Source organism: Massilia aurea, from assembly GCF_014200505.1.
In the GTDB taxonomy this organism is placed as follows: domain Bacteria; phylum Pseudomonadota; class Gammaproteobacteria; order Burkholderiales; family Burkholderiaceae_D; genus Telluria; species Telluria aurea_B.
The window spans coordinates 146,136-170,854 of record NZ_JACHBX010000004.1 but is presented as its reverse complement, the minus strand read 5'-3'; the positions used below and the strand labels follow the sequence as shown (position 1 = coordinate 170,854).

Here is a 24,719-nt window from a genome sequence, read left to right as displayed (position 1 = left end):
AAAGCAGGGACCGGCGCGATACGCCGCATCCGACCCGGAGTGACCAGTCGGCGTGCTTGAGCACGGCGCGTTACCGATCATGCGTCGTCCGCGGCCTTGAATGTTGGCGAGTGACTGGGAATGTCATCCGGGAATACGGTACAAACAAGCTCGCCACTAAGAACCTGCGATAGAAACGCTGTCATAGAAAGGTTGTACATTTCCCAATGCGGACCGCGCGCTTCATTCACGACCACCGGCCACAAGTCAGGCTCGCCGTCTGTCTTCCAGTAAAGGGAATCCCCATTGTCGGTAGATCCGAAAGGAAATAAACCGCCCGGCGCTGGAAAATAGAGAAATGGGATCTGTTCACCGCATTGGGCCAACTGTGCAAGGACATCGCCAACGACCTCCAGTTTACGCTCCAGGCTGACATACTGGTTGCGAGTAAACGGCGAAAAAATCCAGATGAAAGAATCAATTGAACCTAACCCGAACGCATCGATAAATGCTTTGTAATCGGCAGGGAGGCGGGTTCCCAGACGTTCCTCGACGCGGGCCCACGCCTGCCAGTCCTCCTCAGCGCAAATCGCAGGTGGCGAAAGTATTTCTTCCAGAGTTTTCATTAACAGTCAGATTCCTTGACGAGCGATTCGCCGGAAGCGCACCGTGAGCATGAATTTTTGCCAGTCTCGACCGGCTGGTTTTGGCCGAACCCGGCCGCTCGCGTCAGCTTAGCAGGTTACCCGGCTGGGAAATTCACGGACGGTCACTACCGGCAGGAACCGACCCGAGACGGATTCTTTCGGTGAGTTCAACGAACTAAACCTTACAACTCATGACTCATCACCTTGACGAGTTGAAAATGCAGGGTGACGAATAGGAAGTCATCATGTAGTTCGTATTGAGGAAGACAGCGGGTATGAACATCCTGGAACTCACGTGCACTTGCAAACCCCTCGCCTCGCCATACTTCCTCTGGGATGTCGCCAAAACGGATCGTAAATACATTGTTCGCACGGATTAGGCAGCGCAGGCGTTGTTTCAGATCGTAAACTTCGATTACGTCCCCAGTCGCGTAACTGCCGTCGCCGTATTCTCCATAGGGCTTGTAATAGTCCTCCACAGTGTCGGCGGTCACTGTCTTTAGGCCAGCAATCACAGCACGCGCTAAGCTGTCGTCATCCTCGTCGGCACCCCAAAACGTCAAACGCTTACGTCTGCCCATATACGTCATCCTTACTGAGGTGTTAGAGATCCGATCCCGCCGTTCTTTTTCCACGCCCGATTTTGGCCCAACTCGGCCCTTCGCGTCAGCTCAACAAGCGCCGGCTGGAAAAGGCACTGACTGTCACGGCAGGCCGGAAGCGACCCAAAGTGGACAGTTGAGATATGCGATTAGACGCTCCTCACATGGTGTTTGAACGCCGGAAAAGCAAAAATCGCACGCCTTCATCTTTGGGTGTCGACTGAATAAACTGGACCATGCCAGCGTTCGTCGTTAAGCATGGCCTCACTGTGCTTAGCCAGCCAGAGTTCATTAAGAAGCCTTGCCCAGAAGCGCTGAGCATCATGGTTCTGTTCCAAGACTCGAATTTCCCAATGAGCAGGGTTTGCGTCCATGATGGCTTGGGCTGCGAGCTTACCTATGCCTTTCGCTCGATACTTCCGAACTACAAAGAATTCCACGATGGCGCGCGTGTTGCCCTGAATGTGTACCTCATCATTTGTAAGCGCGAAGCCAGCCCATTTACCTTCCACAGTAATGACATATGCCGACCAGTTCGGATTAATCCAGAAGCAGTCCAGATCGCAGTAGCCATACTGACCGTGCTCATCCAAGTCTGTCCCATCGATCTCGGAAAAATCGTGCTGGTAAAGTTCCATCAAATTTCTGACTATCAGGCGTTCACTCAAACGAGCAAGTCGGGTTTCGATCATTGCGTCTCAGTAGAGAATTAATGCAGGTAGTAAGCATGCAAATTTCAGAGCAAGGCAATGTCGAAGCAGCGGCCATTTCTGACCGAACCCGGCCGTTCCCGTCAGCTTAGCAGGTTGCCTGCGTTGAAGAATCACTGACTGTCACGACAGGCCGCTGCCGACCCAAAGCAGACGATCGGAACCATTCCTGGTATGTATAGCCCTAGCCTCCAAGTATGGGATAACATCGGCGAGAATGGTCGCGCGCGGGGTGGGCCAATTTGGCGCTAGTGGCGACCAACGAGAGTAACGACGGGCGCGCAAAAAATCGCCGCGTCGAAATGGTCGTCCGCTGATCCACCTGGCACACTGCCGGACTCAACTACTATTTATCCGGAGATTCATTTGTCCACCATGTGCTTTCCCCCTCGCCGGCCGGCCGTGATAGCAATGATGCTGTTGCCATTCGGCGTGGCCAACGTAGCCGCCGCTACGGCTGCCGCACTGGTCAATCTGCCGCCACCCGGCTTGTACCGGGTCGACTCGGACGCTAACTCCATACAAAGTAACGGCGCTGTGCTAAAACAGAAAAACGACAGCACAAGCGGCATGGCCAGTATGCGGGTCCATTCTCCAGGTGGTACCGCTGTTGTCAGCACGCTTGCTAGTCCGGGACAAATTTGTATCGGTGCTACCGGCAGCGGCCTGATGCAGCCGACTGGCCAGCAATGCAAGAGTTCGGCACCCGTGCACGCGGCAGGGAGCACCACCTTCAGTTCGCGCTGTGCCAACGCCGATACCACCGTGGCCGTGCGCAAGCTCAACAGCGGTACTTGGGAAATGAAGACATCGGTTATCGAACGCTTAGGGCAACAAGGCCTGCTCGACTTCGATCAACAGCGCAAGACGTTCGAGAACGTGTTGAAGAACTCCACCAGCGCCGATGAGCGTGAGGATGCGCAATATGCGCTGGCAAACTGGGAAGAACACAAGGCCGACATGCGCGCGATCGCTGCGGAAGGTGGTGCAACCGGTGCCGCTACGCGTTCGAGCGTTCTCGTGACGCGTCTGACACGAATCGGTGGTCAGTGCACAAGCTCTGGAGCGTCGCTGACTAAGGGGGCGCGATGAGGAGCACCCTGACGGTAGCATGCGCCGCCCTGCTGCTTGGCGCGTGCAGCAAATCTGCCGACCAGACGCCGCCTGAAGATGGCGCCACAGGCCAGGCAGCTTCGGCCACCAGTAGCGAAAACCAACCATCAGCTTACCGCGCTACCCTGCTTGGGCTGGCTGCCGGCACCTACGGCGGCTCATGCAACGGCATCGGCGGCCCCATGCCGTCAGAGGCAGTTTTCTAGTTTTCATTCGTATCGGTCGACGGTGATAGGAGTGTTCGAAAGTCCGCACTTGGCCGAAAGCGTCCTGTCGCACTAGGTTAGCAGCTTCAAAAACGGAAAAATCCACGGGTTGTCACAGACGCCGTTTTCCTTGATGGCATCCTTTAGATCGGCCAACGTGAACAAATTCTTGATCTGATATTCCGAAGTCGTGGCAACGAATGCTACGTAGTCCGGAACGGGAGCGTAGCAAAGTTTCCTTGCATGGCTGCGCGTACCTTCACTTCCATTGCCCCCTTGCGTCGAGCACTTTCTTCCTTCCCTTCCCGGCGCCGTCCAGCCGGGGCGCCAGGACGGAGAGAATTTCGGCCGCTTCTTTGAGAATGCGCTGTTTTTTACCGCTCAACCGGGCTCGTATGCCAGCCTCGTTGCACGCGACAACGATCTTGACGCTCAGCCAAAAGCATCTACAGGAAGAGACGGAAATCGTCATTCCTGGCGATCCTCAACCGTTCTGGGCCGCCTTGGCGTCTGCCAGCTCGTCGGTGCTAGCCATGTAGCCCTCATCGGCGGCCAGCTGCGCGTCCGGCGGCAACTGCTCGTGTTCGCGCGCGCGGGTGAGGAGCACTTGCACCGTGTCGATTTTATGGCGCACAGTCTCGGATAACGCGGCCAGGGTCAGCGGCTCCGGGAGCATCACTTCGCATTCTTCGGCGGCGCGCGCGGCCGGGTGCTCGCGCGCGAGTTCGCCGGATTGTCCCGTCTCGTCGCGCTCGATCAAGCGCAGCACGTTGCGCAAACCCTGCTCCAATTGTTCCAGCCGGCTCGATTCCATTCAAAACCTCCCGTGTTTGCGATAAAAAAAGGCACTTCGGCCAACTGCACGCCGCAACGCCCTGCAAAGCATACACATTCTTCCTCGCCGACGACGCCCTGCTCGAAGCTAACGCCAGTGAGATGGATGCGCGATATGTACCTCAACGTGAAAACGCCGTGGCGGGGCCTAAAATTGGCTGGAACAGCTCTCGCCGCGTGATTTACCGCTCTTCCTGCAGACGCTTTTAACTGAGTGTGCTTACCTGCGGCTTTAGCATTGAGGCCGGCACACTAGCCGGTTGAGTAGTGGGCGGGGCGCGGAGTTTGCGACACGTCTAGAGCGATTTATCCGGGTCTTGCGTCCCGAAGCGATGGCCGCTTGCAAGTGACGGACTGTCACGACAGGCAGCAATCGCCCGATTGCTTTCCGTTCTATTTCCTGTCCGCTTAGGAGGCCGACCGCCTCAAGCCGCAAGGCATCCGAACTTCCGGTTTCGACCCGAAGCGGACGGTCGTCGAAGGGCCAGCCTCATCGATGCACCAATCGCCACTTTCCTATACAGCCAACAAGCAAAAAATAGGACGCCGCCATGAGCCAAAGCATGTCGCCCCATCCGATGCGCGGCCAGCCGTAGTCGTGAAAGTACTTAGCATTGACCGTCCAACTTGTGTAAGCGGAAAAAGCAAATAAGACTAGCAAAACCGCACCAAAGCCACCGACAAGAAGGCGCGCAACATATCCAATCTTATGGTGTTTAGTATCCATATCTTATGTCCGGTTATGGCCGAAAGCGGAAGTTCGCCAGAGCATGTCAGCCCTGGCTTCTTGTATCGAACTTTATTGTTTTGTGTCCGTCTTTGTTGTTCGTCCACATCGGCGTCCGCCTGACATCGATGTCGTTCAAACTTTTCCGATCTGCCGGTCGATCGCCTTGAGCGCACGCTCGTTACGCTCGCTATAACGATCGGTCAGGTAATCGCTCCGCCCCCTGGTCAGCAGCGTGAACTTGACCAGCTCCTCCATCACGTCGACCACGCGGTCGTAATAGGCCGAAGGCCGCATCCGGCCGTCGTCATCGAATTCCTTGTACGCCATCGGTACCGACGACTGGTTGGGAATCGTGATCATGCGCATCCAGCGCCCCAGCAGGCGCAGCGTGTTGACCACGTTGAACGATTGCGACCCGCCGCAGACCTGCATCACGGCCAGCGTCCGGCCCTGGCTCGGGCGGACGGCGCCCTGCTCCAGCGGGATCCAGTCGATCTGGTTCTTCATCACGCCTGTGACCGTGCCGTGGCGCTCGGGGCTGCACCAGACCTGCCCTTCCGACCACAGGCACAACGCGCGCAGTTCGACGACTTTCGGGTGCGTCTCCGGCACGCTGCCCACCATCGGCAAGGTCATCGGATCGAATATTTTCACCTCGGCGCCGAAGTGCTCGAGGATGCGCGCAGCCTCGAAGGTGAGAAAGCGGCTGAACGAGCGTTCGCGCAGTGAACCGTACAGCAGCAGGATGCGCGGCGGATGATTCATGTCGTCCACTGGCTCGAGCTTGTCGATGGTCGGCATGTCCAGCAGTTCGGGCCGGATATTCGGCAGGTTCGGGATGTTGTCGTTCATGGTAATCGCCTTTCTTAGCTCAGGCGCAGCGCAAGCGCGCACAGGGTAACGAGCAGGATCGGCAGCGTCAGCACGATACCCACCCGGAAGTAGTAGCCCCACGAGATCTGGATATCCTTCGCCGCCAGCACATGCAGCCACAGCAGGGTGGCCAGGCTGCCGATCGGGGTGATTTTGGGGCCGAGGTCGGCGCCGATGACGTTCGCATACACCATCGTCTCGCGCACCACGCCGCTGGTCGTGGTGGCGTCAATAGCCAAAAGGCCCACCAGCACCGATGGCAGATTGTTCATGATCGAGGACAGGATCGCCGTGATGAAGCCGGTGCCAAGCGCGGCGCCCCAGACACCGTATTGCGCGCACCAGTTCAACAGCTCGGTCAGATATACCGTTAGCCCGGCATTCCTCAGGCCGTACACGACCAGATACATGCCGAGCGAAAAGATCACGATCTGCCACGGCGCATCGCGCAGCACGGCGCGCGTCGAGATGCGGTGGCCGCGCGCAGCCACCGCCAGCAGGAGTGCTGCGCCGGCCGCCGCCACGGCGCTGATTGGCACGCCCATGTCGTCAAGCCAGAAGAAACCGACCAGCAGGATCCCCAGCACCCACCAGCCGGTGATGAAGGTTGCCCGGTCATGGATGGCGTCGCCTGGATGCTTCAATTGCGCCATGTCGTAGTTCGCCGGAATGTCCTTGCGGAAGAACCAGATGAGTGCGCCAAGCGTTGCCGCCACCGCGACCAGATTGACCGGTACCATCACCGACGCGTAGCGAGAGAAGCTGATGCCGAAATAGTCGGCCGAGACGATGTTGACGAGGTTCGACACGACCAGCGGCAGGCTGGCCGTATCGGCGATGAAGCCGGCCGCCATGACGAAGGCCAGCGTCGCCTTGGGGGTGAAGCGCAGCGCCAGCAGCATTGCGATCACGATCGGCGTCAGGATCAGCGCTGCGCCATCGTTGGCAAACAGGGCCGACACCGCGGCGCCCAGCAGCACGAGCAGGATGAACAGCCGCAGGCCATTGCCCTTGCCCCAGCGCGCAACGTGCAGGGCCGCCCATTCGAAGAAGCCCGCCTTGTCCAGCAGCAGGCTGATGATGATGATGGCGACGAATGCCCCCGTCGCATTCCAGACGATGGCCCACACCACCGGGATATCAGCGACGTGGATGACACCGGTCAGCAGCGCGACCGCAGCGCCGGCCGTGGCGCTCCAGCCGATGCCCAGTCCCCGGGGCTGCCAGATGACCAAAACGAGTGTTGCGAGAAAAATCAGTGATGCGATCAGCACAAAGGGTCCTAGTGAACAGGTCAATCAAATACAGCGTCGGCAGTGCCGGATGCCGCTCAGGGCAACAGGGTGCCGATGCGGTCGAGCTCGGTCTTGAACCGGTTGCGGTCAGCTTGCAGTTCCTCCAGCGGCAGCGCCAGGAAGGCGTGCATGCGGGCCAGGATGATGGCATAAGTACGCTCGAACGCCGCTTCGATTTGTTCGTCGGTACCGACGACGTGACCTGGATCGTCCAGGCCCCAGTGCGTCCGCAGCACCGGGCCCAGGTAGGCAGGACAGGTCTCGCCAGCCGCGCTGCTGCAGACGGTCACGACGATATCCGGCGTAACCGGCAAATCGTCCCACGACTTGCTGTAATAGCCTTCGGTCGAGATGCCCTTGCGGTGCAGGAGCGCGACAGCGCGCGGATGCAGCGTGCCCGTCGGCTGGCTGCCTGCGCTGATTGCCTGCCACCCCTCGGGCGCCAGATGGTTGAACGTGCCCTCGCTGAGGACGGAGCGGCAGGAGTTGCCGGTGCAGAGAAAGAGAATGTTCATGGGATGGTTGGTCTGGTTAAGGGTTATGTGCAGCGTCAGTTTGGTTTGCATGGCTCGCCAGCGGCCACGTCGCACGGCACGCCACCGCAGCAGTTTTCAGTCAGAAAGCCGACCAGGCCATTCATCGTCGCGATGTTGGCTGAATAGATCACGAAGCGCCCGTCCTGCCGGGACGACAGCAGATCTGCGTGTGACAGCTCTTTCAGATGAAACGACAGCGCCGAAGGCTGCACATCGAGGTGCTCGGCAATCCGGCTGGCCGCCAGCCCCGCCGGCCCCACCTGGACCAGCAACCGGAAAATCGCCAGGCGGCTCCCCTGCGACAAGGCTGACAGGGCGGCAAGTGTGGCTTTGGTATCCATGGTGTTCCCAGTTAATGCATTACAAGACATGAAGATCATATCTGAACGATACAACGATTCAAAGAATATTGAAGTATTTTGACGGCTTGATGACATGGGGGTGGCCATGTCAGGAAAGGCAGGCTGCAGTAGAATGCGCGCTGACTGCAGCTTCGCAGGCGCCGCATTACACTAGGCGCCAGGACGTATCGTTTTAAAGGATTTCTTCATGAGTGGTTATTTGCAGGGTAACGAGATGACGGCAGGCGCAGGTGCACCCACGCCCACCGCTGTGCCCGCTCCCGCGGCCCCCGTACCGGCAACGCCGAAAGCCGTCACCGTGCCATCGCTGCTGGCCATGCGCGCAGCCGGCAACAAGATCGCGATGCTGACCTGCTACGACGCCAGCTTCGCGTCGCTGATGGACCGCTGCGGCGTCGAGATCCTGCTGATCGGCGATTCGCTCGGCATGGTCTGCGCCGGTCACGATTCGACGCTGCCGGTGACGGTGGCCGACATGGTCTATCACACGGCCTCGGTCGCGCGCGGCAACAAGCACGCACTGGTGCTGGCCGACATGCCGTTCGGCGCCTATGGCAACCCGCAGCAAGCCTATGACAGCGCCGTGCAGCTGATGCGCGCCGGTGCGCAGATGATCAAGATCGAAGGCGGCGCCTGGCTGGCCGACACCGTGCGTCTGCTGGTTGAACGGGGCATCCCGGTGTGCGCCCACATTGGCCTGACGCCGCAGTTCGTGCACCAGCTGGGTGGTTTCCGCGTACAGGGCAAGACCGACGCCGGCGCCGACAGCCTCAAAAACGATGCGCTGGCGCTGCAGGCGGCCGGTGCGGCGCTGATCCTGATCGAGGCGGTGCCGGCGGCGCTGGGCAAGGAAGTCACCGAGCTGCTGTCGGTGCCGACGATCGGCATCGGCGCAGGTCCCGATTGCTCGGGCCAGGTGCTGGTGATGCACGATCTGCTGGGCGTGTTCCCGGGCCGCAAGGCGCGCTTCGTGAAGAACTTCATGGACGGCCAGACCAGCATCGATGCAGCCGTCACGAGCTATGTGACGGCCGTGAAGGATGGCAGCTTCCCGGCTGCCGAACACTGCTTCTGATCTACGCGACGCCCTAGCGCCTGATAATACGGGCGCTCAGGGCGATCACGAGGCCCGACAGCGACAGTCCGCCCAGCGCCACCATGATGCTCGAGTGCATGGCGACCCAACCGAGCACCGGCGGCGCCAGCAGCAAGCCACCGTAGCCGAGCGTGGCCACCGCTGCCACGCCATTCCCGGCGCTCATGCCGGGGATGCGCGCGGCGGCCCCGAACAGCAGCGGCACCACGTTTGCCGCGCCCAGTCCCACCAGCGCAAAACCGACCGCCGACAGCACGAAGTGTGTGCTGGCCACTGCCAGCGCTAGCCCGGCGAACATCGCCAAGCCGCCAATGACCATGATGCGCAGCGCGCCGAAGCGCACGATCAGCCGGTCGCCGGCGAAACGGCACGCCGCCATCGCAATCGAAAACGCCGAGAAGCCCAGCGCCGCCGATGCTGGCGTGGCGCCGGTGCGTTCTTCCATCAGCAAGGCGCTCCAGTCGACCAGCGCGCCTTCCACCGCAAAGCACAACAGCGCCAGCAGGCCCAGACTCAATGCTGCGCCGCGCGGCAGCGAGAAGTGGCTGCCGGCGCCGTGCGTGGCGGCAAAGCCCATCACGCGCGGCGCGGACAGTGCCAGCACGACCGCCGTGACCACGCCGACCATCAGCGCGCCCTGGCCATGGCCCAGACCCTGCCCGACCAACAGCCCGCCAATGCCGGCGCCGAACAGGCCGCCGAGGCTGAAGAAGCCATGGAACGACGACATCGTCGGCAAGCCGCGCGCGGTTTCGACTTCGCTCGCGTTGGCGTTCATCGCCACGTCCAGCGCGCCGTTGCTGACGCCGAACAGGAACGCGGCGATGAACAGCAGCGGCAAACTCGGCGCGCCCATGATCAGCGGCGTCATCGCCGCAAACGCAAAGCCCGACAGCAGCACCATGCGGCGTGTGCCCCAGCGCCCGGTCAGCCCACCCATCAGCGGCATTGCCAGCAGGGCGCCGCCAGCGATGGTCAGCAGCACCATGCTCAGCATGCCGGTGTCGATCCCCATGCGCGCCTGCACGGTCGGTACGTGCGCGGCCCACAGGCCGATGCCGGCGCCGTTGAGCAGGAACACGGTGGAGATGGCCCAGCGCGCCGCGTCGATGCTGCGTGGATTGGCGGTAGATACGGGATTCATGCGACAGCCTTTGTGGTGATGGTGATGTCGAGCGCCGGATGGTGCTGGCGCAGCAGGGCAATGCTGGCGGCGGGTGCGTCGTGCTCCAGCACCAGATGGTCGATCTCTGACAGCGCGCCGAACAGGAACGCCGCGCTGTCGTCGAAGCGTTCGTTGAGCGCCGCGACCGCGTGGCGCGTGCTGGCGGCGAACATCGCGCGTTTGAGCGCTGTTTCTTCGGGGTCGGATGCACTCACGCCACGCGCGGGATCGAGGCCGCAGACGCCGACGAGCGCCAGATCGAGCCGCAGGCGCGCCACCTCGGCCAGCGTGGCCGCGCCGACCGTCGCGCCGAGCGCGGGATGGTAAGTCCCGCCCAGCAGCACGATCCGGGTGCGCTGGAACGCGCCCAGCGCCAGCGCGATCTGTGGGCTGTTGGTGACGATCGTCGCGGCGCAGCCGTCGTCCAGCAGGCGCGCCAGCGCCAGGTGCGTCGAGCCGGCGTCGATCAGGACCGTGTCGTCCGGCCGGATGCAGGCGCGCAGACCATGCGCCAGTGCGGTCTTGCGCGGCAGGTCGGTGGTCGCACGCTCGCTGAAGCTGGGCTCCGGCTGACGCCGGATCGCGCCGCCATGCACGCGGCGCAGCAGGCCGGCAGCATCGAGTTCGCGCAGGTCGCGCCGGATCGTATCTTCCGAGGTGGCCAGGCGGGTGGCCAGTTCTGCCGCCAGTACCCTGCCCTCGCGCTCGACGGCATCGACGATCGCATCACGCCGTTCTTCGGCTAATTGCATGGTGTTCTCCTTGTTCTAGACACGTCACTGTACACAAACATGCACGTTCGTGCAATAACGTGCATAAAAACGCAAAAACGTGATCCGTGTCCCGATGACGCAATCCTGCAGTTCGCACCGGATTCCCGCATTTCGGCGCAAGACCCGCCGCAGCGCGGTTTTTCTGCGCGATACTCGACAGATGACGACGACCAAGTCTTACGCACTGTCACCGATGTGGCGCCTGTACGTCGCCGCCTGGCTGAGCTACATGCTGGTGATTGCACTGGTGATGCAGGCCGACACCCTGCTGGCGGGCCGGCTCGACCCATCCCTGTTCTGGCGAGCCTTTGTGAGCATTGCGCCATCGGCTGCGATGCTGGCCCTGCTCTGGCCGCTCAGTGGCCGCTTCGAACGGCGCGCCGTCGCCGGCGTGCAGCGCTTCGTCATCCATATCTTGACGGCAGTGGCCTTTGCCACCTATGCGCATACGGTGCTGGTGGTAACGCAGAATCCGCCGCCCCATCCGCTGTCCTGGCACCTGTGGCCCTTCCTGTACAACATGATGAGCTACGCCGTGGTGGCGGGTGTCTTTCACCTGGTGCGCGCCAACGCCGCGACCCAGCGCCAGGCCCTCGCCACGCAGCAGGCGCAGACGCTGCTGGTGGCGAGCGAACTGGGCGCGCTGCGCAGCAAGCTCAATCCGCATTTCCTGTTCAATACGCTGCACTCGATCATCGCCCTCACCGGCCGCAATCCCGAGGCAGCCGAAACGGCACTGTTCCAGTTCTCGAACATGCTGCGCTATGTGCTCGATACCGAACGCGCCGGCATCGACCGCGTGACGCTGGACGCCGAACTCGATTTCGTGCGTGACTACCTGGAACTGGAAAGCCTGCGCCTGGGCGAGCGCCTGCGGGTCGAGTGGGATCTCGACCCCGACCTGGGCGATTGCCTGGTGCCGGCCCTGAGCCTGCAGCCGCTGGTCGAGAACAGCATCAAGCACGCGTTCAATCCGTTCACCCGCCATGGCATCCTGCGCATCGAGAGCCGGCGCGAACCCGACACCGGCCTGCTGCGCGTGACCGTGCGCGACGACGGCCCTGGCGCTGCAGCGGCCACGATCGAGGCCTCGCCCGGCCTGGGCATCCGCACCATCGGCCGGCGCCTGGACCTCGACTACGCCGGCCGCGCCGCGCTGCGCATCGACTCCCAACCCGGCGCCGGCTTCGCCGCCTGCGTCACCGTGCCCACGACGCCATGACCACAAAGACCGTATTTTTCGCCGAAGACGAACCGCTCGCACGCGATGTGCTGCGCGACGCCATCTACGCCCATCCGGGCCTGCGGCTGGTAGGCGAAGCGGCCGATGGCGCGAGCGCGCTGGCGCGCATCGGGGCGCTGCGGCCCGACGTCGTGTTCATGGATATCCAGATGCCCGAGATGACGGGCCTCGAGGTGCTGCGCCAGCTCGACTACCTGCCGCAGATCGTCTTCACGACCGCTTATGATCACTATGCGGTGGCCGCGTTCGAGCTGCACGCGGTCGACTACCTGCTCAAGCCGTTCACGCGGGCGCGCTTTGCCGACAGCGTGGCGCGCCTGCTCGATGGCGCGCGGTCCGAACGCGCCGCCGTCGACGATGCGCTGGTGCGCGCCAGTGCGGGGCCGGCGCCGCTCGATCGCATCCTCGTGCGCGACCGTGGCCGCATCTTTCCCCTTGCGGCGCACGAGATCGAATACATGAAAGCCGATTCGAAGTACACGGTGATCACCGCGCGCGGCCAGCATTTCCTGGTGCGCATCGGGATGTCGGAACTCGAAGCGCAGCTCGATCCACGGCGTTTCATCCGCGTGCACCGCTCGGCGCTGGTGAACCTGGACTTCGTCGAATCGATGCGCGCCGACGACCAGTCGCAACTGCAGATCTTCATGCGCGACGGGACCTGCATCGGCGCCAACCGCGAGGCGTCCCGACTGTTGCGCGAGATGGCAATTTAGGCCGCCGGCCAGGTTTCGGATTTATAATCGCGGAATTTTCCGCTCATAAATTTCCTGGCCTCGGAGCACCTACTGCATGAACCTCACTTTGATCACCTTCGTCGTGCTCTATCTGCTCGGCACGCTGGCTCTCGGCATGTGGGCGGGCACGCGGATCAAGAACACCAGCGACTTTGCCGTCGCCGGGCGCAGCCTGCCGCTGGTCATGGTGATCACCACCACCTTTGCGACCTGGTTCGGCGCCGAGACGGTGATGGGCATCCCGGCCAAGTTCGTGCAGGGCGGCCTGAACGCCGTGATCGAAGACCCGTTCGGCGCCGGCATGTGCCTGGTGCTGGTGGGCCTGTTCTTCGCCACCAAGCTGTATAAACTCAACCTGCTCACGATCGGCGACTATTACCGGCAGCGCTACGGCAAGGGCATCGAGATCTTTTGCTCGGTCGCGATCATCATGAGTTATCTCGGCTGGGTCGCGGCGCAGATCACGGCGCTGGGCCTGGTGTTTTCAGTCCTGACGGCCGGCGCGATGTCGCCGGCTGCCGGCATGATCGTTGGCACGCTGACGGTGCTGATCTATGTAGTGGTGGGCGGCTTCCTGGCCGTGGCGATTACGGACTTCATCCAGATGATCGTGCTGGTCGTGGGCATGAGCGTGATTGCCTGGTTCGCGGCCGACCTGGCCGGCGGCGCCGGCAACGTGATGGCGATGGCGCAGAACGCTGACCTGTGGCGCGTGTGGCCCGAGCCGAGTTTTACCGACATCATGTTCTTCATCGCCGCGGCCGTGACGATGATGTTCGGCTCGATCCCGCAGCAGGACGTGTTCCAGCGCGTGATGTCGGCCAAGGACGCCCCGACCGCGCGCACCGGCGCCGTGATCGGCGGCGTGAGCTACATCCTGTTCGCCTTCGTGCCGATGTTCATCGTGGCCGCTGCCGTGGTGGTGATGGGCAGCCAGGCGCTCGAGATCGCGCAGAACGACTACCAGCGCCTGCTGCCCACGTTCGTGATGACCAAGATGCCGCTGGTGATGCAGATCCTGTTCTTCGGCGCCCTGCTCTCGGCGATCAAGAGCACGTCATCGGCCACGCTGCTGGCGCCGTCGACGAGTTTTGTCGAGAACATCCTCAAGAACATCCGGCCCGGCATGACTGACCGCCAGCAACTGCTGGCGATGCGCGTCACGATCGTGATCTTTGCCACGCTGGTGCTACTGTATGCAATCGCGATGGAAGGGACGTCGATCTACGAACTGGTGTCGAGCGCGTATCAGGTGCCGCTGGTGGGGGCGTTCGTGCCGCTGGTGATGGGCCTGTACTGGAAGCGTGCCACCACCCAGGGTGCAATCCTGTCGATCGCCGGCGGCTTGCTGACGTGGATACTGTTCTTCGAGCAGATCACCGGCTGGGGCGTGCATTTCCCGGGGCAGCTGGCCGGGTTGATCATGGCGTTTGTCGGCATGGTCGTCGGGTCGCTGGCGCCGCAGGTGCTGGTCAATCGACGCGAAGTGGCGGCGTAAGCCTTGGTTGAACGCGTGGACGGCGGAGCCGTCCACCCTACGTCGATCATCGTGCCAATCGGTGGAACGATTTCATCACCACGCAAACCCGCGTAGGGTGGACGGGTCCCCCGTCCACGCGTTCAACGATCGTCCGATCAAACGTGCAGCAGCAAATGCTCGCGTTCCCACGGGCTGATCACCCGCATGAACTCCTGGTGCTCCAGATCCTTGACCGCCGTGTAGACGTCGATGAAGCGCTCGCCCAGCACATCGCGCAGGCGGTCTTCGCGGCGCAGCACCGTGATCGCTTCGGACAACCCTTGCGGCAAGTCCACCGGCATGTCGTAGGCGCTGCCTTCCACCATTGCTGATGGCTCGATCGCTTCGACCATGCCCAGGTAGCCGCAGGCCAGCGTGATCGCCAGCGCCAGGTACGGGTTGGCGTCGGCCCCGATCACGCGGTTTTCCACGCGCCGGTCTTGCGAACCCGACACCGGCACCCGGATACCCACGGTGCGGTTATCGATCCCCCACTGCAGATTGATCGGCGCGGCCGTATGACGCACGATGCGGCGGTACGAGTTCACGTACGGTGCAACGATCGCCATCGCCGATGGCATGTAGCGTTGCAGGCCGCCGATATAGTGGTGGAACAGCTCGGAAGGCGCGCCGTCTTCGGTGCTGAAGATATTCTTGCCCGTCTCGCCATCGATCACGCTCTGGTGCACGTGCATCGCCGAACCCGGCTCATTGGCCATCGGCTTGGCCATGAATGTCGCGTACATGTCGTGCTTGAGCGCTGCTTCGCGCAGCGTGCGCTTGAAGTAGAACACCTTGTCGGCCAGGCCCAGCGGCTCGCCATGCTGGAAGTTGATTTCCATCTGGCCGGCGCCGATCTCGTGGATCAGCGTGTCGACGTCCAGGTTCATCAGCTCGCAGTAATCGTAGATGTCCTCGAACAGCGGATCGAACTCGTTGACCGCATCGATGCTGTAGACCTGGCGGCTGGTTTCGGCACGGCCGCTGCGGCCGATCGGCGGCACCAGCGGCAAGTCAGGATCGATGTTCTTGGCCGTCAGATAGAACTCGAGTTCCGGCGCCACCAGTGGCTTCCAGCCGCGCTGCTCGTACAGCTTGAGCACGCGACGCAGCACGCTGCGCGGCGCGAAGTCGACCAGGCGGCCGTCGGCGTAATAGCAGTCGTGGATCACTTGCGCGGTCGGGTCGACCGCCCACGGCACCATCGTGATCGTGGTGGGGTCGGCCTTGAGGATCATGTCACGGTCGATGCTCGAGATGGCGCGCTCGTAGGCGTCGTCACGTTCGGGCGTGTTGCCGGTCACGGTCATGCCCAGCACAACTTCAGGCAGGCGCATGCCGCGGTCGTCGGTGAACTTCACGCGCGGCAGGATCTTGCCGCGCGCAACGCCGGTCAGATCAGGCACCAGGCATTCGATTTCGGTGACCCGCTTTGCATCGAGCCACTCGTCCATATCGGTATAACTGAAATTTTCGCGTATTGCCATTATTGCCTCATGTCGGTAATCGATTGCGCGCCCGCTTCATGCCGGGCGCGCCGGGTCATTTCAACAGCGAGCCGCTACCCAGGCGCTGCTCGCGGTAAGCGCGGCAGGCGTCGCCAAAGGCGCGGAACATCTTCATCGAATAGGGGTTGTGCTGGATGCGCCATTCGGGATGCCATTGCACGGCCAGCGTGAAGCCGGGCGACGTCGACACGGTGAACGCTTCCACCAGACCGTCTTCGGCCACGGCTTCGACCGACAGGCCAGGCGCCAGTTCATTGACGCCCTGCCCGTGCAGCGAGTTCACGGGGATCTCGGCCGCGCCGAGAATGCCCTCGAGCATGCCGCCGGGAGTGACCGTGACGTTGTGCGCGTCGCCATATTGCTCATCCATGCCGAGCTCGGCTTTTTCGCGGTGATCGAACTTGCCCACGACCGTCTGCACCGCCTGGTGCAGGCTGCCGCCGAGGGCCACGTTCATCTCCTGGAAACCACGGCAGATGGCGATGATCGGCACGCCGCGGCGCACCGCTTCGCGGATCAGGGGCAAGGTGGTCTGGTCGCGCGCCGGGTCTTGTGGCAGCGTTGGATCCAGCACTTCTTCCGAGTAATAGCTGGGATGCACATTGGAGGCCGAACCGGTCAGCATGATGCCGTCGATGGTGCCGAAGATGGTTTCCAGGTCCAGCGATTCGCCGGACGATGGCAGGATCAGCGAGGCGCAATCGGCGCCCAGGGTGACGGCGTCGACATACTTGTGCTGGGCGGCGTGATACGGATGTTCTCCGAAATCACGCGTGCATGCGGGGACGATTACGATAGGGCGCATGGTGTTGTCCTTCTCTTTGAGGCGCGCGACCACAAGGCAGTCAACGGGTCGGGCGCGGGGGAAATTTCATGTCAAAAGCTTAACTTCATTCGGCTGAGGCAGCCCACACGTTTCCAAAAGTCATCACAATTTCAAGAATCTCAGTATGCAGGAATCGGGCACGGCGGCACGTTCGTTTGCAAATGGGTCTACCATAACGGCTTGCATCCGCGCTCTGCAGCCGATGCTCGACATGAATTGACGAGGACACTATGCCGAATTTGAAAGACCCTTCCCTGCTGCGCCAGCAAGCCTTTGTAGGCGGCGCCTGGTGCGACGCCGACGACGGCCAGACCATTGCCGTGACCAATCCTGCCAACGGCGAGACCGTGGCCAGCGTGCCGCACATGGGCGCTGCCGAAACCAAGCGCGCCATCGATGCGGCCAACGCCGCCTGGCCTGCCTGGCGCAAACTGCCCGCCAAAGAGCGCGCCGCGATCCTGCGCAAGTGGAACGATTTGATGCTGGAAAACGCCGACGACCTGGCATTGTTGATGACGCTGGAACAAGGCAAACCGCTGGCTGAGGCCAAAGGCGAAGTGGCCTACGCCGCCTCGTACTTCGAGTGGTTTGGCGAAGAAGCCAAGCGCGTCGCCGGCGAGACGCTGGCTTCGCCATGGCCGGACAAACGCATCGTCGTGACCAAGGAACCGATCGGCGTGTGCGCCGCGATCACGCCGTGGAACTTCCCGGCCGCGATGATCACCCGCAAGGTCGCGCCAGCGCTGGCCGCCGGTTGCCCGATTGTACTCAAACCGGCCGAACTCACGCCGCTGTCGGCTTTGGCGCTGGCCGTGCTGGCCGAGCGCGCCGGCGTGCCGAAAGGCGTGTTCAGCGTCGTGATTGGCGACTCGAAAGCCATCGGTGGCGAGATGACGGGCAACCCGCTCGTGCGCAAGCTGAGCTTTACCGGCTCGACCGCCGTGGGGCGCCTGCTGATGGAACAATGCGCGCCGACGGTCAAGAAGATTTCGCTCGAACTGGGCGGCAACGCGCCGTTCATCGTGTTCGACGATGCTGATCTGGACGCTGCGGTCGAGGGCGCGATCGCCTCGAAATTCCGCAATGCGGGGCAGACCTGCGTCTGCGCCAACCGGCTGTACGTGCAGGATGGCGTGTACGACGAATTCGCGCGCAAGCTCGCGGTGGCGGTGGGCAAACTGAAGGTGGGTGACGGCCGCGAAGAAGGCGTCACGCAAGGCCCGCTGATCGAAGAAAAAGCCGTGCGCAAGATCGAGCAGCACATCGAGGATGCGCAGGCCAAGGGCGCCAAGCTGCTGCTGGGCGGCAAACGCCACGCGCTGGGGCACAGCTTCTTCGAGCCGACGGTGCTGACCGACGTGACGTCCGATATGCTGGTGGCCCACGAAGAAACCTTCGGCCCGCTGGCGCCGCTGTTCCGCTTCAAAACGGAAGACGAAGTGATTGCCATGGCCAACGACACCGAGTTCGGGCTGGCGTCGTACTTCTATGCGCGCGACATCGGCCGCGTCTGGCGCGTGGCCGAGGCGATCGAGAGCGGGATGGTGGGGGTCAATACCGGCATCATCTCGACCGAGGTCGCGCCGTTCGGCGGGGTCAAGCAATCAGGCCTGGGGCGTGAAGGCTCGACCTACGGGATGGATGATTATCTGGTCGTGAAGTACATCTGCATGGGCGGCATGTAAGCGGCGCCGGCGATCACGTTTTTTTGTAGTCTTTGTACTCGTAATACTTGCGTGCATCGCCGCGCACCAGCTCGGCCGGATACTTCGCCCGGTTGAGCACCATCTTTTCTTCGACCGCCGCGACCAGGTCGACGTCGAGCTTGTCTGCCAGCCGCACGAGATAGACCAGCACATCGGCCATCTCGTGCCGCACCTCAACCAGTTTATCCGCGCCTAGTTCTTCGGCACGGCCCGACTGCAGCCACTGGAAATGCTCCAGCAGCTCGGCCGCCTCGACCATCAAGGCCGAGGCGAGGTTCTTCGGCGTGTGGAACTGATCCCAGTCCCGCTCGTCGACGAACGCGCGCACCAGCGCGCGCAGTCGCATCAGATCACTGTCCACGCCGCTCTTCACGCACGACGCCGTCATCGACGTAACCATCGAGCACCCGGCGCAGCTTCGGTTCGATCTCTTCGAAGCTGCTCACGGTGATGCCCAGGTCGCGCAGCAGGCCGTCGTGCACGCCGTACACCCAGCTGTGGATGGTCAATGGCTGGCCGCGTTCCCACGCATCGCGCACGATGGTGGTGTGGGCCGTGTTCATGACCTGCTCGGCGACGTTCAGCTCGACCAGACGATTGGTGGCGGCGCGGCCGCTCACGTGGCCCAGGTACTTGCCGTGCTTGTCGCGCACATCGCGCACGTGGCCGAGCCAGTTGTCGGCCAGACCCACGCGCGCATCGGTCAGCGCCGCGTGCACGCCCGAGCAGCCGTAGTGGCCGCAGATGATGATGTGCTTGACCTTGAGTACGTCGATGGCGAACTGCAGCACGCTCAGGCAGTTCAGATCCGAATGTACGACGACGTTGGCGATATTGCGGTGAACAAACAGTTCGCCCGGCGCCATGCCCAGCAATTCGTTGGCAGGAACGCGGCTGTCCGAGCAGCCGATCCACAGGTATTCCGGCGCCTGCTGTTCCGACAGCGCCTTGAAGAAGTTCGGGTCCTCGGCCACCATCGTGGCGGCCCACGTGCGGTTGCGTTCGAACAGCTCTGCCGTGGTCAATCCCTTGGTCTTGTATTTGTCCATATTGGTTCCTTGTGCTTGTTGCCGTCCCAAAAGGGGCGTTGCCAGGCCTGTTCTGGAGCAGGCTTCAAAGGCGGGTAGGTCTCGAAACAGGGGGAGTATAACCGTGTTGGCGGACACCGTCGTCAATACGGCAGCGACCAGCCTGATACGCCAGGCGTTGGCAAGATGCCAACCGCGTGGACAAAAAACGGCGCAGTCAACGTTAAATAGAGACTAGCTTTGAACTGACGAGTAGTCCAGTGGTCCAACCCCTGTCCCCAGCGTCAGGAGTCGATCATGAAAGCGCCACGTTTCAAGGGCTGGTTCGCAAAACTGCCATCACTGAACCAGCCGCAGCGCCGGCAAGTGCTTGATGCCCTGCATCCTGCCGCCGGGCTTGATCAGGTGGTTGCGCTCATCACTGAGGTCAGAGCGCCAGGCCGCTGCTGCCCCAGATGCGGCAACGATCGCTGCTACCGGCACGGGTTCGCCAACGATTTACAGCGCTATCGCTGCTGTGTCTGCGGTCGCACCTTCAACGACCTCACCGGCACGCCGCTGGCGCGGCTCAGGCACAAAGCCAAATGGCTCGCGTATTCGCAGGTGCTGCTTGACTCCCTCCCCGTACGCAAGGGAGCAGATCGAATCGGCGTACACCGCAACACCGCCTTTCGCTGGCGACATCGCTTCCTGCATTGGGTCAAGCTCGACCGGCCCGCGCTCCTGAATGGCATCGTCGAGGCTGACGAAACATTTCTGCTCGAATCACAAAAAGGTTCGCGTACGCTTGATCGGCCACCGCGCCACCGCGGCGGCCATGCTGCCAAACGCGGCATTTCCAGCGAACTCGATTGCATTCTGGTCGGGCGCGACCGCGAGGGTCGCACGATCGATGCCGTCACTGGCCGGGGTGCTCTCACGGCTGCGCAACTCGAGCGTGACTTGCTGCCCAGGCTCGACAGGCAAGCCTTGCTTGTCAGTGACGGCCATCCCGCTTACCGCGCGTTTGCACGCAAGCACAGGATCGCGCACGAAGCGGTCAATGTGCGCGCCGGTGTGCGTGTAAGACGTCTGGGGAGCCTTGCCATCCACGTGCAGAACGTGAACGCCTACCACCAGCGCTTCAAGGCCTGGCTACAGGGCTTTCGTGGCGTGGCGTCGCGCTACCTGCCCAATTACCTGGGCTGGCGCTGGGCGCTGGATGGAGAGCGAGTTATTTCGCCGGAACAGTTGCTTCGCATTGCCATCAGCGTCATCAACAGATAACGCTGACTGAGCCCAAAAAAAACCGCTGAAGGCATATGCCATTCAGCGGTAAGTGGACTTACTCGAAGAAGTCCTTGACCTTGTCCATCCAGCCCTTGCTCTGCGGGCTGTGCTTGGCGCCACCTTCGATCGTCAGGCGTTCGAACTCGCGCAGCATGTCCTTCTGCTTGTCGGTCAGCTTGACCGGCGTCTCGACGATCACGTGGCAGAACAGATCGCCCGTGTAGCCCGAACGCACGTTCTTGATGCCCTTGCCCTTGAGGCGGAAGGTCTTGCCGGTCTGGGTGCCTTCAGGCACCGTGAACGACACCTTGCCGGTCAGGGTCGGCACTTCGATTTCGCCGCCCAGGGCCGCTTTCGAGAACGAGATCGGCATTTCGCAGTGCAGGTCGTCGCCTTCGCGCTGGAACACGGTGTGCGGCTTGATGTGGATCTCCACATACAGGTCGCCTGCCGGCCCGCCATTCGTGCCCGGTTCGCCATTGCCCGACGAGCGGATGCGCATGCCGTTGTCGATACCGGCCGGGATCTTCACTTCCAGCGTCTTGTTGCGCTTGATGCGTCCGGCGCCGCCGCAGGCCGCGCACGGCTCAGGGATGATCTTGCCGCTGCCATGGCATTTCGGGCAGGTCTGCTGCACGCTGAAGAAGCCCTGCTGCATGCGCACCTGGCCATGACCGGCGCAGGTGGTGCAAGTCACAGGCTGGGTGCCCGGCTTGGCGCCGCTGCCGTGGCAGGTGTCGCACTTGTCCCAGCTTGGCACGCGGATCGTCGTGTCGAAGCCGTGAGCGGCCTGTTCCAGCGTGATCTCGAGGTTGTAGCGCAGGTCGGCGCCGCGGTACACCTGCGGGCCGGCACTGCGCCCGCCACGGCCACCGCCAAAGATGTCGCCGAAGATGTCGCCGAACGCATCGCCGAAACCACCGGCGCCGCCGCCCATGCCGCCCATGCCGCTGTTCGGATCGACGCCAGCGTGACCGTAACGGTCATACGCTTCGCGCTTCTCCGGGTTGGTCAGCATCTCATAGGCCTCTTTGACCTCCTTGAACTTCTCTTCCGCTTCCTTGTTATCCGGGTTGCGGTCAGGGTGGAACTTCATCGCAAGCTTGCGATAAGACTTCTTGATCTCGTCTTCCGACGCACCCTTCGCGACCCCAAGGATCTCGTAAAAATCACGCTTCGCCATGGTCGGCACCTAAAGTTATCTGAAAACTGAATTCTTTAAACCAAAAAAACCGAGCCGAGTACCTGGAAGGTGTCGGCTCGGCCTGTACGCGAAGGCACAAGGCCTTCGCGCCGGAGACGCTTACTTCGCGTCTTTCACTTCCTTGAAGTCGGCGTCGACAACGTCGTCGTCCTGCTTGCCCGACTGCTCGCCACCGGCTGCACCGGCGCCTGGGCCACCGGCCGCGCCAGCGCCACCAGCCTGCTGCGCCTGCATGTCGGCGTACATCTTTTCGCCCAGCTTCTGCGACGCGCTCGACAGAGCTGCAGTCTTGGCATCGATGTCCGCCTTGTCGCCGCTCTTGATCGCGCCTTCGAGGTCGGTGATTGCCGCTTCGATCTGCTCTTTCTCACCGGCTTCCAGCTTGTCGCCGTATTCGGTCAACGATTTGCGGGTCGAGTGCACCAGGGCGTCGCCCTGATTGCGCGCTTCCGCCATTTCCTTGACCTTCTTGTCTTCTTCGGCGTTCAGCTCGGCATCCTTGACCATCTTCTGGATCTCTTCTTCCGTCAGACCCGAGTTCGCCTTGACGGTGATCTTGTTCTCTTTACCGGTGGCCTTGTCTTTCGCGCCGACGTGCAGAATGCCGTTGGCGTCGATGTCGAAGGTCACTTCGATCTGTGGCGTGCCACGCGATGCTGGCGGGATGCCTTCCAGGTTGAACTCGCCCAGGCCCTTGTTACCGGCCGCGATTTCACGCTCGCCCTGGAACACCTTGATGGTCACGGCCGGCTGGTTGTCGTCGGCAGTCGAGAACACCTGCGAGAACTTGGTCGGGATCGTGGTGTTCTTGTGGATCATCTTGGTCATCACGCCGCCCAGGGTTTCGATACCCAGCGACAGTGGCGTCACGTCCAGCAGCAGCAGATCCTTGCGCTCGCCCGACAGGACCGAACCCTGGATCGCGGCGCCGACAGCGACGGCTTCATCCGGGTTGACGTCCTTGCGTGCTTCCTTGCCGAAGAATTCTTTCACCTTCTCCTGCACCTTCGGCATACGGGTCATACCGCCGACCAGGATGATGTCATCGATGTCCGAAACCTTGACGCCGGCATCCTTGATGGCCATGCGGCATGGCTCGATCGTCTTGATGATCAGCTCTTCCACCAGCGACTCGAGCTTGGCACGGGTCATCTTCAGGTTCAGGTGGACCGGCGCGCCGTTCGCCATGGCGATGTACGGCTCGTTGATTTCGGTCTGCTGCGACGACGACAGTTCGATCTTTGCGCGCTCGGCCGAAGCCTTGATGCGCTGCAGGGCGATCGCGTCTTTCGACAGGTCGAGGCCGTTGATCTTCTTGAATTCGTCGATGATGTAATCGATGATGCGCTGGTCGAAGTCTTCGCCGCCCAGGAACGTGTCGCCGTTGGTCGACAGCACTTCGAACTGCTTTTCGCCATCGACGTCAGCGATTTCGATGATCGAGACGTCGAACGTGCCGCCGCCCAGGTCATACACGGCGATCTTGCGGTCGCCCTTGTCGGTCTTGTCCAGGCCGAATGCCAGTGCAGCAGCGGTCGGCTCATTGATGATGCGCTTGACGTCCAGACCCGCGATACGGCCGGCATCCTTGGTTGCCTGGCGCTGCGAGTCGTTGAAGTAGGCCGGCACGGTGATGACCGCTTCGGTGACTTCTTCGCCCAGGTAGTCCTCGGCGGTCTTCTTCATCTTGCGCAGCACTTCAGCCGAGATCTGCTGGGCAGCCAGTTTCTTGTCGCGCACGCCAACCCATGCGTCGCCGTTGTCGGCCTTGACGATGGCATATGGCATCAGCGAGATGTCTTTTTGCACTTCTTTTTCATCGAACTTGCGGCCGATGAGACGCTTGACTGCGAACAGCGTGTTCTTCGGGTTGGTCACGGCCTGGCGCTTGGCCGGCGCGCCGACGAGGATCTCGCCGTCTTCCTGGTAAGCGATGATCGATGGCGTGGTACGCGCGCCTTCGGCGTTTTCGATCACTTTTGGCTGACCGTTTTCCATGATGGCCACGCACGAGTTCGTGGTGCCAAGGTCGATACCGATAATTCTGCCCATGATGTATTCCTTTTTATATGCTGAGTTTCTGATGGATTCAATATTGGGAAAAACGGCGTGCTTTCAAGAGCATTACGCGGCACGCGGCCATTCTTATTTTGGTGCTGCTGCCGTCACGATGGCTGGCCGCAGCAGGCGGTCGGCGATCATGTAACCCTTTTGCAGCACGGTGACCACGGTATTGGCTTCCTGCTCCGCCGGCACCACGGCAACGGCCTGGTGCTTGTTCGGATCCAGCTTGTCGCCCACTTGCGGCAGCACCTCGACCAGGCGGTTCTTTTCGAACGCGCTGGTGAGCTGCTTGAGCGTCATCTCGACGCCTTCCTTGATCGATTCGACCGTCGGCGCTTCGACCTTCAGTGCCATCTCCAGGCTGTCGCGCACCGGCACCATGGCCTCGGCGAAGCTTTCGATCGCAAATTTGTGGGCCTTGCTGACGTCTTCCTGAGCGCGGCGGCGGATATTTTCCGCGTCGGCCTTGGCGCGCATGAAGGCGTCGTGCATCTCCGCCAGCTTGGCTTCGGTGGCGCTCAGTTGTTCTTCGAGGCCCGGCGTGCCCGCCTGCGCGGCGCCAGCGGTAGCACCATCGTTGATGTCAGCGCCAGGCGCCTGTACATCCTGCTCGTTGCTCATCTCTTTGTTTTCTTGGTCTTGCATCGGAAAAACTCCTGGAATCAAGGACTTGGCTGATTTAAAAACGTATCCT

26 protein-coding genes are annotated in these 24,719 nt (G+C 61.9%); 7 read left to right on the top strand and 19 right to left on the bottom strand.

What is annotated here, in order from left to right; translation table 11 throughout:
• Positions 1-77 precede the first annotated feature (77 nt).
• From HD842_RS17865 to HD842_RS17855, 3 genes are all read right to left on the bottom strand, one after another.
• Positions 78-605 (bottom strand): SMI1/KNR4 family protein, encoded by a 528-nt coding sequence (locus tag HD842_RS17865; RefSeq protein ID WP_183556108.1) that lies wholly within the window; start codon positions 603-605, stop codon positions 78-80.
• Positions 606-808: 203 nt separating this feature from the next.
• Positions 809-1,207, bottom strand: coding sequence for an ASCH domain-containing protein (locus HD842_RS17860; RefSeq protein WP_183556107.1), 399 nt, complete (start codon positions 1,205-1,207; stop codon positions 809-811).
• 224 nt (positions 1,208-1,431) lie between these two features.
• Positions 1,432-1,920, bottom strand: a complete 489-nt coding sequence (locus tag HD842_RS17855) for a GNAT family N-acetyltransferase (protein ID WP_183556106.1) — start codon at positions 1,918-1,920, stop codon at positions 1,432-1,434.
• Between the two features lie 429 nt (positions 1,921-2,349).
• Here HD842_RS17855 and HD842_RS17850 point away from each other — a divergent pair, with 429 nt between their 5' ends.
• Positions 2,350-3,030 (top strand): hypothetical protein, encoded by a 681-nt coding sequence (locus tag HD842_RS17850; protein ID WP_183556105.1) that lies wholly within the window; start codon positions 2,350-2,352, stop codon positions 3,028-3,030.
• A gap of 486 nt (positions 3,031-3,516) precedes the next feature.
• Here the strand turns inward: HD842_RS17850 and HD842_RS17845 are convergent, their stop codons facing one another.
• The 7 genes from HD842_RS17845 to HD842_RS17815 all read right to left on the bottom strand — a co-directional run bounded on the left by HD842_RS17845 (position 3,517) and on the right by HD842_RS17815 (position 7,866).
• Positions 3,517-3,729 carry a hypothetical protein gene (locus tag HD842_RS17845; RefSeq protein ID WP_183556104.1) on the bottom strand — a complete coding sequence of 71 codons (213 nt, stop codon included), beginning with the start codon at positions 3,727-3,729 and terminating at the stop codon, positions 3,517-3,519.
• 12 nt (positions 3,730-3,741) lie between these two features.
• Positions 3,742-4,071, bottom strand: coding sequence for a hypothetical protein (locus HD842_RS17840; protein WP_183556103.1), 330 nt, complete (start codon positions 4,069-4,071; stop codon positions 3,742-3,744).
• 510 nt (positions 4,072-4,581) lie between these two features.
• Positions 4,582-4,818, bottom strand: a complete 237-nt coding sequence (locus HD842_RS17835) for a hypothetical protein (RefSeq protein ID WP_183556102.1) — start codon at positions 4,816-4,818, stop codon at positions 4,582-4,584.
• A 135-nt stretch (positions 4,819-4,953) separates the two neighbouring features.
• Positions 4,954-5,673, bottom strand: coding sequence for an arsenical resistance protein ArsH (gene arsH, locus HD842_RS17830; RefSeq protein ID WP_183556101.1), 720 nt, complete (start codon positions 5,671-5,673; stop codon positions 4,954-4,956).
• Positions 5,674-5,687: 14 nt separating this feature from the next.
• Positions 5,688-6,968 carry an arsenic transporter gene (locus HD842_RS17825; RefSeq protein ID WP_183556100.1) on the bottom strand — a complete coding sequence of 427 codons (1,281 nt, stop codon included), beginning with the start codon at positions 6,966-6,968 and terminating at the stop codon, positions 5,688-5,690.
• A gap of 56 nt (positions 6,969-7,024) precedes the next feature.
• The gene (locus tag HD842_RS17820; RefSeq protein ID WP_183556099.1) at positions 7,025-7,504 is read right to left on the bottom strand and encodes an arsenate reductase ArsC; all 480 of its coding nucleotides are present in this window, start codon (positions 7,502-7,504) and stop codon (positions 7,025-7,027) included.
• Between the two features lie 35 nt (positions 7,505-7,539).
• Entirely contained in the window at positions 7,540-7,866 is a 327-nt protein-coding gene (locus HD842_RS17815; protein WP_183556098.1) for an ArsR/SmtB family transcription factor, read from the bottom strand.
• Between the two features lie 208 nt (positions 7,867-8,074).
• Between HD842_RS17815 and panB the strand changes: the two genes are divergently transcribed.
• Positions 8,075-8,962 carry a 3-methyl-2-oxobutanoate hydroxymethyltransferase gene (gene panB / locus HD842_RS17810; protein WP_183556097.1) on the top strand — a complete coding sequence of 296 codons (888 nt, stop codon included), beginning with the start codon at positions 8,075-8,077 and terminating at the stop codon, positions 8,960-8,962.
• A gap of 13 nt (positions 8,963-8,975) precedes the next feature.
• Here panB and HD842_RS17805 read toward each other — a convergent pair whose 3' ends face one another.
• Together HD842_RS17805 and HD842_RS17800 are read right to left on the bottom strand one after the other, a co-directional pair.
• The gene (locus tag HD842_RS17805; protein WP_183556096.1) at positions 8,976-10,127 is read right to left on the bottom strand and encodes an MFS transporter; all 1,152 of its coding nucleotides are present in this window, start codon (positions 10,125-10,127) and stop codon (positions 8,976-8,978) included.
• A complete protein-coding gene (locus tag HD842_RS17800; protein ID WP_183556095.1) occupies positions 10,124-10,900 on the bottom strand; it encodes a DeoR/GlpR family DNA-binding transcription regulator in 777 nt (258 codons plus the stop codon). Before HD842_RS17800 ends, HD842_RS17805 begins: the two co-directional genes overlap by 4 nt.
• A 181-nt stretch (positions 10,901-11,081) precedes the next feature.
• Between HD842_RS17800 and HD842_RS17795 the strand changes: the two genes are divergently transcribed.
• The 3 genes from HD842_RS17795 to HD842_RS17785 all read left to right on the top strand — a co-directional run bounded on the left by HD842_RS17795 (position 11,082) and on the right by HD842_RS17785 (position 14,399).
• Complete coding sequence (locus tag HD842_RS17795) at positions 11,082-12,143, top strand: sensor histidine kinase (RefSeq protein WP_183556094.1); 1,062 nt, start codon at positions 11,082-11,084, stop codon at positions 12,141-12,143.
• Positions 12,140-12,880, top strand: coding sequence for a LytR/AlgR family response regulator transcription factor (locus tag HD842_RS17790; protein ID WP_183556093.1), 741 nt, complete (start codon positions 12,140-12,142; stop codon positions 12,878-12,880). Before HD842_RS17795 ends, HD842_RS17790 begins: the two co-directional genes overlap by 4 nt.
• A 76-nt stretch (positions 12,881-12,956) precedes the next feature.
• Positions 12,957-14,399 (top strand): sodium:solute symporter family protein, encoded by a 1,443-nt coding sequence (locus tag HD842_RS17785; protein WP_183556092.1) that lies wholly within the window; start codon positions 12,957-12,959, stop codon positions 14,397-14,399.
• A 137-nt stretch (positions 14,400-14,536) separates the two neighbouring features.
• On the opposite strand, the gene HD842_RS17780 is transcribed toward HD842_RS17785, so the two are convergent.
• The gene (locus HD842_RS17780; RefSeq protein ID WP_183556091.1) at positions 14,537-15,907 is read right to left on the bottom strand and encodes a glutamine synthetase family protein; all 1,371 of its coding nucleotides are present in this window, start codon (positions 15,905-15,907) and stop codon (positions 14,537-14,539) included.
• A gap of 55 nt (positions 15,908-15,962) precedes the next feature.
• Positions 15,963-16,733, bottom strand: coding sequence for a gamma-glutamyl-gamma-aminobutyrate hydrolase family protein (locus HD842_RS17775; RefSeq protein WP_183556090.1), 771 nt, complete (start codon positions 16,731-16,733; stop codon positions 15,963-15,965).
• Positions 16,734-16,984: 251 nt separating this feature from the next.
• Here HD842_RS17775 and gabD point away from each other — a divergent pair, with 251 nt between their 5' ends.
• The gene (gene gabD, locus HD842_RS17770) at positions 16,985-18,439 is read left to right on the top strand and encodes an NADP-dependent succinate-semialdehyde dehydrogenase (RefSeq protein ID WP_183556089.1); all 1,455 of its coding nucleotides are present in this window, start codon (positions 16,985-16,987) and stop codon (positions 18,437-18,439) included.
• A gap of 13 nt (positions 18,440-18,452) precedes the next feature.
• On the opposite strand, the gene HD842_RS17765 is transcribed toward gabD, so the two are convergent.
• Entirely contained in the window at positions 18,453-18,848 is a 396-nt protein-coding gene (locus HD842_RS17765; protein WP_183556088.1) for a nucleotide pyrophosphohydrolase, read from the bottom strand.
• Positions 18,811-19,509, bottom strand: a complete 699-nt coding sequence (can, locus tag HD842_RS17760) for a carbonate dehydratase (RefSeq protein WP_183556087.1) — start codon at positions 19,507-19,509, stop codon at positions 18,811-18,813. Before can ends, HD842_RS17765 begins: the two co-directional genes overlap by 38 nt.
• Positions 19,510-19,785: 276 nt before the next feature.
• Between can and HD842_RS17755 the strand changes: the two genes are divergently transcribed.
• A complete protein-coding gene (locus HD842_RS17755) occupies positions 19,786-20,754 on the top strand; it encodes an IS1595 family transposase (protein ID WP_183556086.1) in 969 nt (322 codons plus the stop codon).
• Between the two features lie 58 nt (positions 20,755-20,812).
• Here the strand turns inward: HD842_RS17755 and dnaJ are convergent, their stop codons facing one another.
• The 3 genes from dnaJ to grpE form a co-directional block, all read right to left on the bottom strand.
• Complete coding sequence (dnaJ, locus tag HD842_RS17750; RefSeq protein ID WP_183556085.1) at positions 20,813-21,940, bottom strand: molecular chaperone DnaJ; 1,128 nt, start codon at positions 21,938-21,940, stop codon at positions 20,813-20,815.
• Positions 21,941-22,060: 120 nt separating this feature from the next.
• A complete protein-coding gene (gene dnaK / locus HD842_RS17745; RefSeq protein WP_183556084.1) occupies positions 22,061-24,013 on the bottom strand; it encodes a molecular chaperone DnaK in 1,953 nt (650 codons plus the stop codon).
• Positions 24,014-24,106: 93 nt separating this feature from the next.
• On the bottom strand, positions 24,107-24,670 hold the full coding sequence (gene grpE / locus HD842_RS17740) for a nucleotide exchange factor GrpE (protein ID WP_183556083.1): 564 nt from the start codon (positions 24,668-24,670) through the stop codon (positions 24,107-24,109).
• Positions 24,671-24,719 lie beyond the last annotated feature (49 nt).

Bases quoted from the DNA above. Each gene is read 5' to 3' on its own strand.
- HD842_RS17800 (WP_183556095.1), bottom strand. From the start codon at position 10,900: ATGCAATTAGCCGAAGAACGGCGTGATGCGATCGTCGATGCCGTCGAG.
- HD842_RS17860 (WP_183556107.1), bottom strand. From the start codon at position 1,207: ATGGGCAGACGTAAGCGTTTGACGTTTTGGGGTGCCGACGAGGATGAC.
- HD842_RS17815 (WP_183556098.1), bottom strand. From the start codon at position 7,866: ATGGATACCAAAGCCACACTTGCCGCCCTGTCAGCCTTGTCGCAGGGG.
- HD842_RS17820 (WP_183556099.1), bottom strand. From the start codon at position 7,504: ATGAACATTCTCTTTCTCTGCACCGGCAACTCCTGCCGCTCCGTCCTC.
- HD842_RS17765 (WP_183556088.1), bottom strand. From the start codon at position 18,848: ATGACGGCGTCGTGCGTGAAGAGCGGCGTGGACAGTGATCTGATGCGA.
- HD842_RS17790 (WP_183556093.1), top strand. From the start codon at position 12,140: ATGACCACAAAGACCGTATTTTTCGCCGAAGACGAACCGCTCGCACGC.
- HD842_RS17775 (WP_183556090.1), bottom strand. From the start codon at position 16,733: ATGCGCCCTATCGTAATCGTCCCCGCATGCACGCGTGATTTCGGAGAA.
- dnaJ (WP_183556085.1), bottom strand. From the start codon at position 21,940: ATGGCGAAGCGTGATTTTTACGAGATCCTTGGGGTCGCGAAGGGTGCG.
- HD842_RS17855 (WP_183556106.1), bottom strand. From the start codon at position 1,920: ATGATCGAAACCCGACTTGCTCGTTTGAGTGAACGCCTGATAGTCAGA.
- HD842_RS17840 (WP_183556103.1), bottom strand. From the start codon at position 4,071: ATGGAATCGAGCCGGCTGGAACAATTGGAGCAGGGTTTGCGCAACGTG.
- dnaK (WP_183556084.1), bottom strand. From the start codon at position 24,013: ATGGGCAGAATTATCGGTATCGACCTTGGCACCACGAACTCGTGCGTG.
- HD842_RS17805 (WP_183556096.1), bottom strand. From the start codon at position 10,127: ATGAATCCCGTATCTACCGCCAATCCACGCAGCATCGACGCGGCGCGC.
- HD842_RS17780 (WP_183556091.1), bottom strand. From the start codon at position 15,907: ATGGCAATACGCGAAAATTTCAGTTATACCGATATGGACGAGTGGCTC.
- HD842_RS17835 (WP_183556102.1), bottom strand. From the start codon at position 4,818: ATGGATACTAAACACCATAAGATTGGATATGTTGCGCGCCTTCTTGTC.
- HD842_RS17865 (WP_183556108.1), bottom strand. From the start codon at position 605: ATGAAAACTCTGGAAGAAATACTTTCGCCACCTGCGATTTGCGCTGAG.
- panB (WP_183556097.1), top strand. From the start codon at position 8,075: ATGAGTGGTTATTTGCAGGGTAACGAGATGACGGCAGGCGCAGGTGCA.
- HD842_RS17845 (WP_183556104.1), bottom strand. From the start codon at position 3,729: ATGACGATTTCCGTCTCTTCCTGTAGATGCTTTTGGCTGAGCGTCAAG.
- HD842_RS17850 (WP_183556105.1), top strand. From the start codon at position 2,350: ATGATGCTGTTGCCATTCGGCGTGGCCAACGTAGCCGCCGCTACGGCT.
- HD842_RS17795 (WP_183556094.1), top strand. From the start codon at position 11,082: ATGACGACGACCAAGTCTTACGCACTGTCACCGATGTGGCGCCTGTAC.
- arsH (WP_183556101.1), bottom strand. From the start codon at position 5,673: ATGAACGACAACATCCCGAACCTGCCGAATATCCGGCCCGAACTGCTG.
- can (WP_183556087.1), bottom strand. From the start codon at position 19,509: ATGGACAAATACAAGACCAAGGGATTGACCACGGCAGAGCTGTTCGAA.
- HD842_RS17755 (WP_183556086.1), top strand. From the start codon at position 19,786: ATGAAAGCGCCACGTTTCAAGGGCTGGTTCGCAAAACTGCCATCACTG.
- gabD (WP_183556089.1), top strand. From the start codon at position 16,985: ATGCCGAATTTGAAAGACCCTTCCCTGCTGCGCCAGCAAGCCTTTGTA.
- grpE (WP_183556083.1), bottom strand. From the start codon at position 24,670: ATGCAAGACCAAGAAAACAAAGAGATGAGCAACGAGCAGGATGTACAG.
- HD842_RS17785 (WP_183556092.1), top strand. From the start codon at position 12,957: ATGAACCTCACTTTGATCACCTTCGTCGTGCTCTATCTGCTCGGCACG.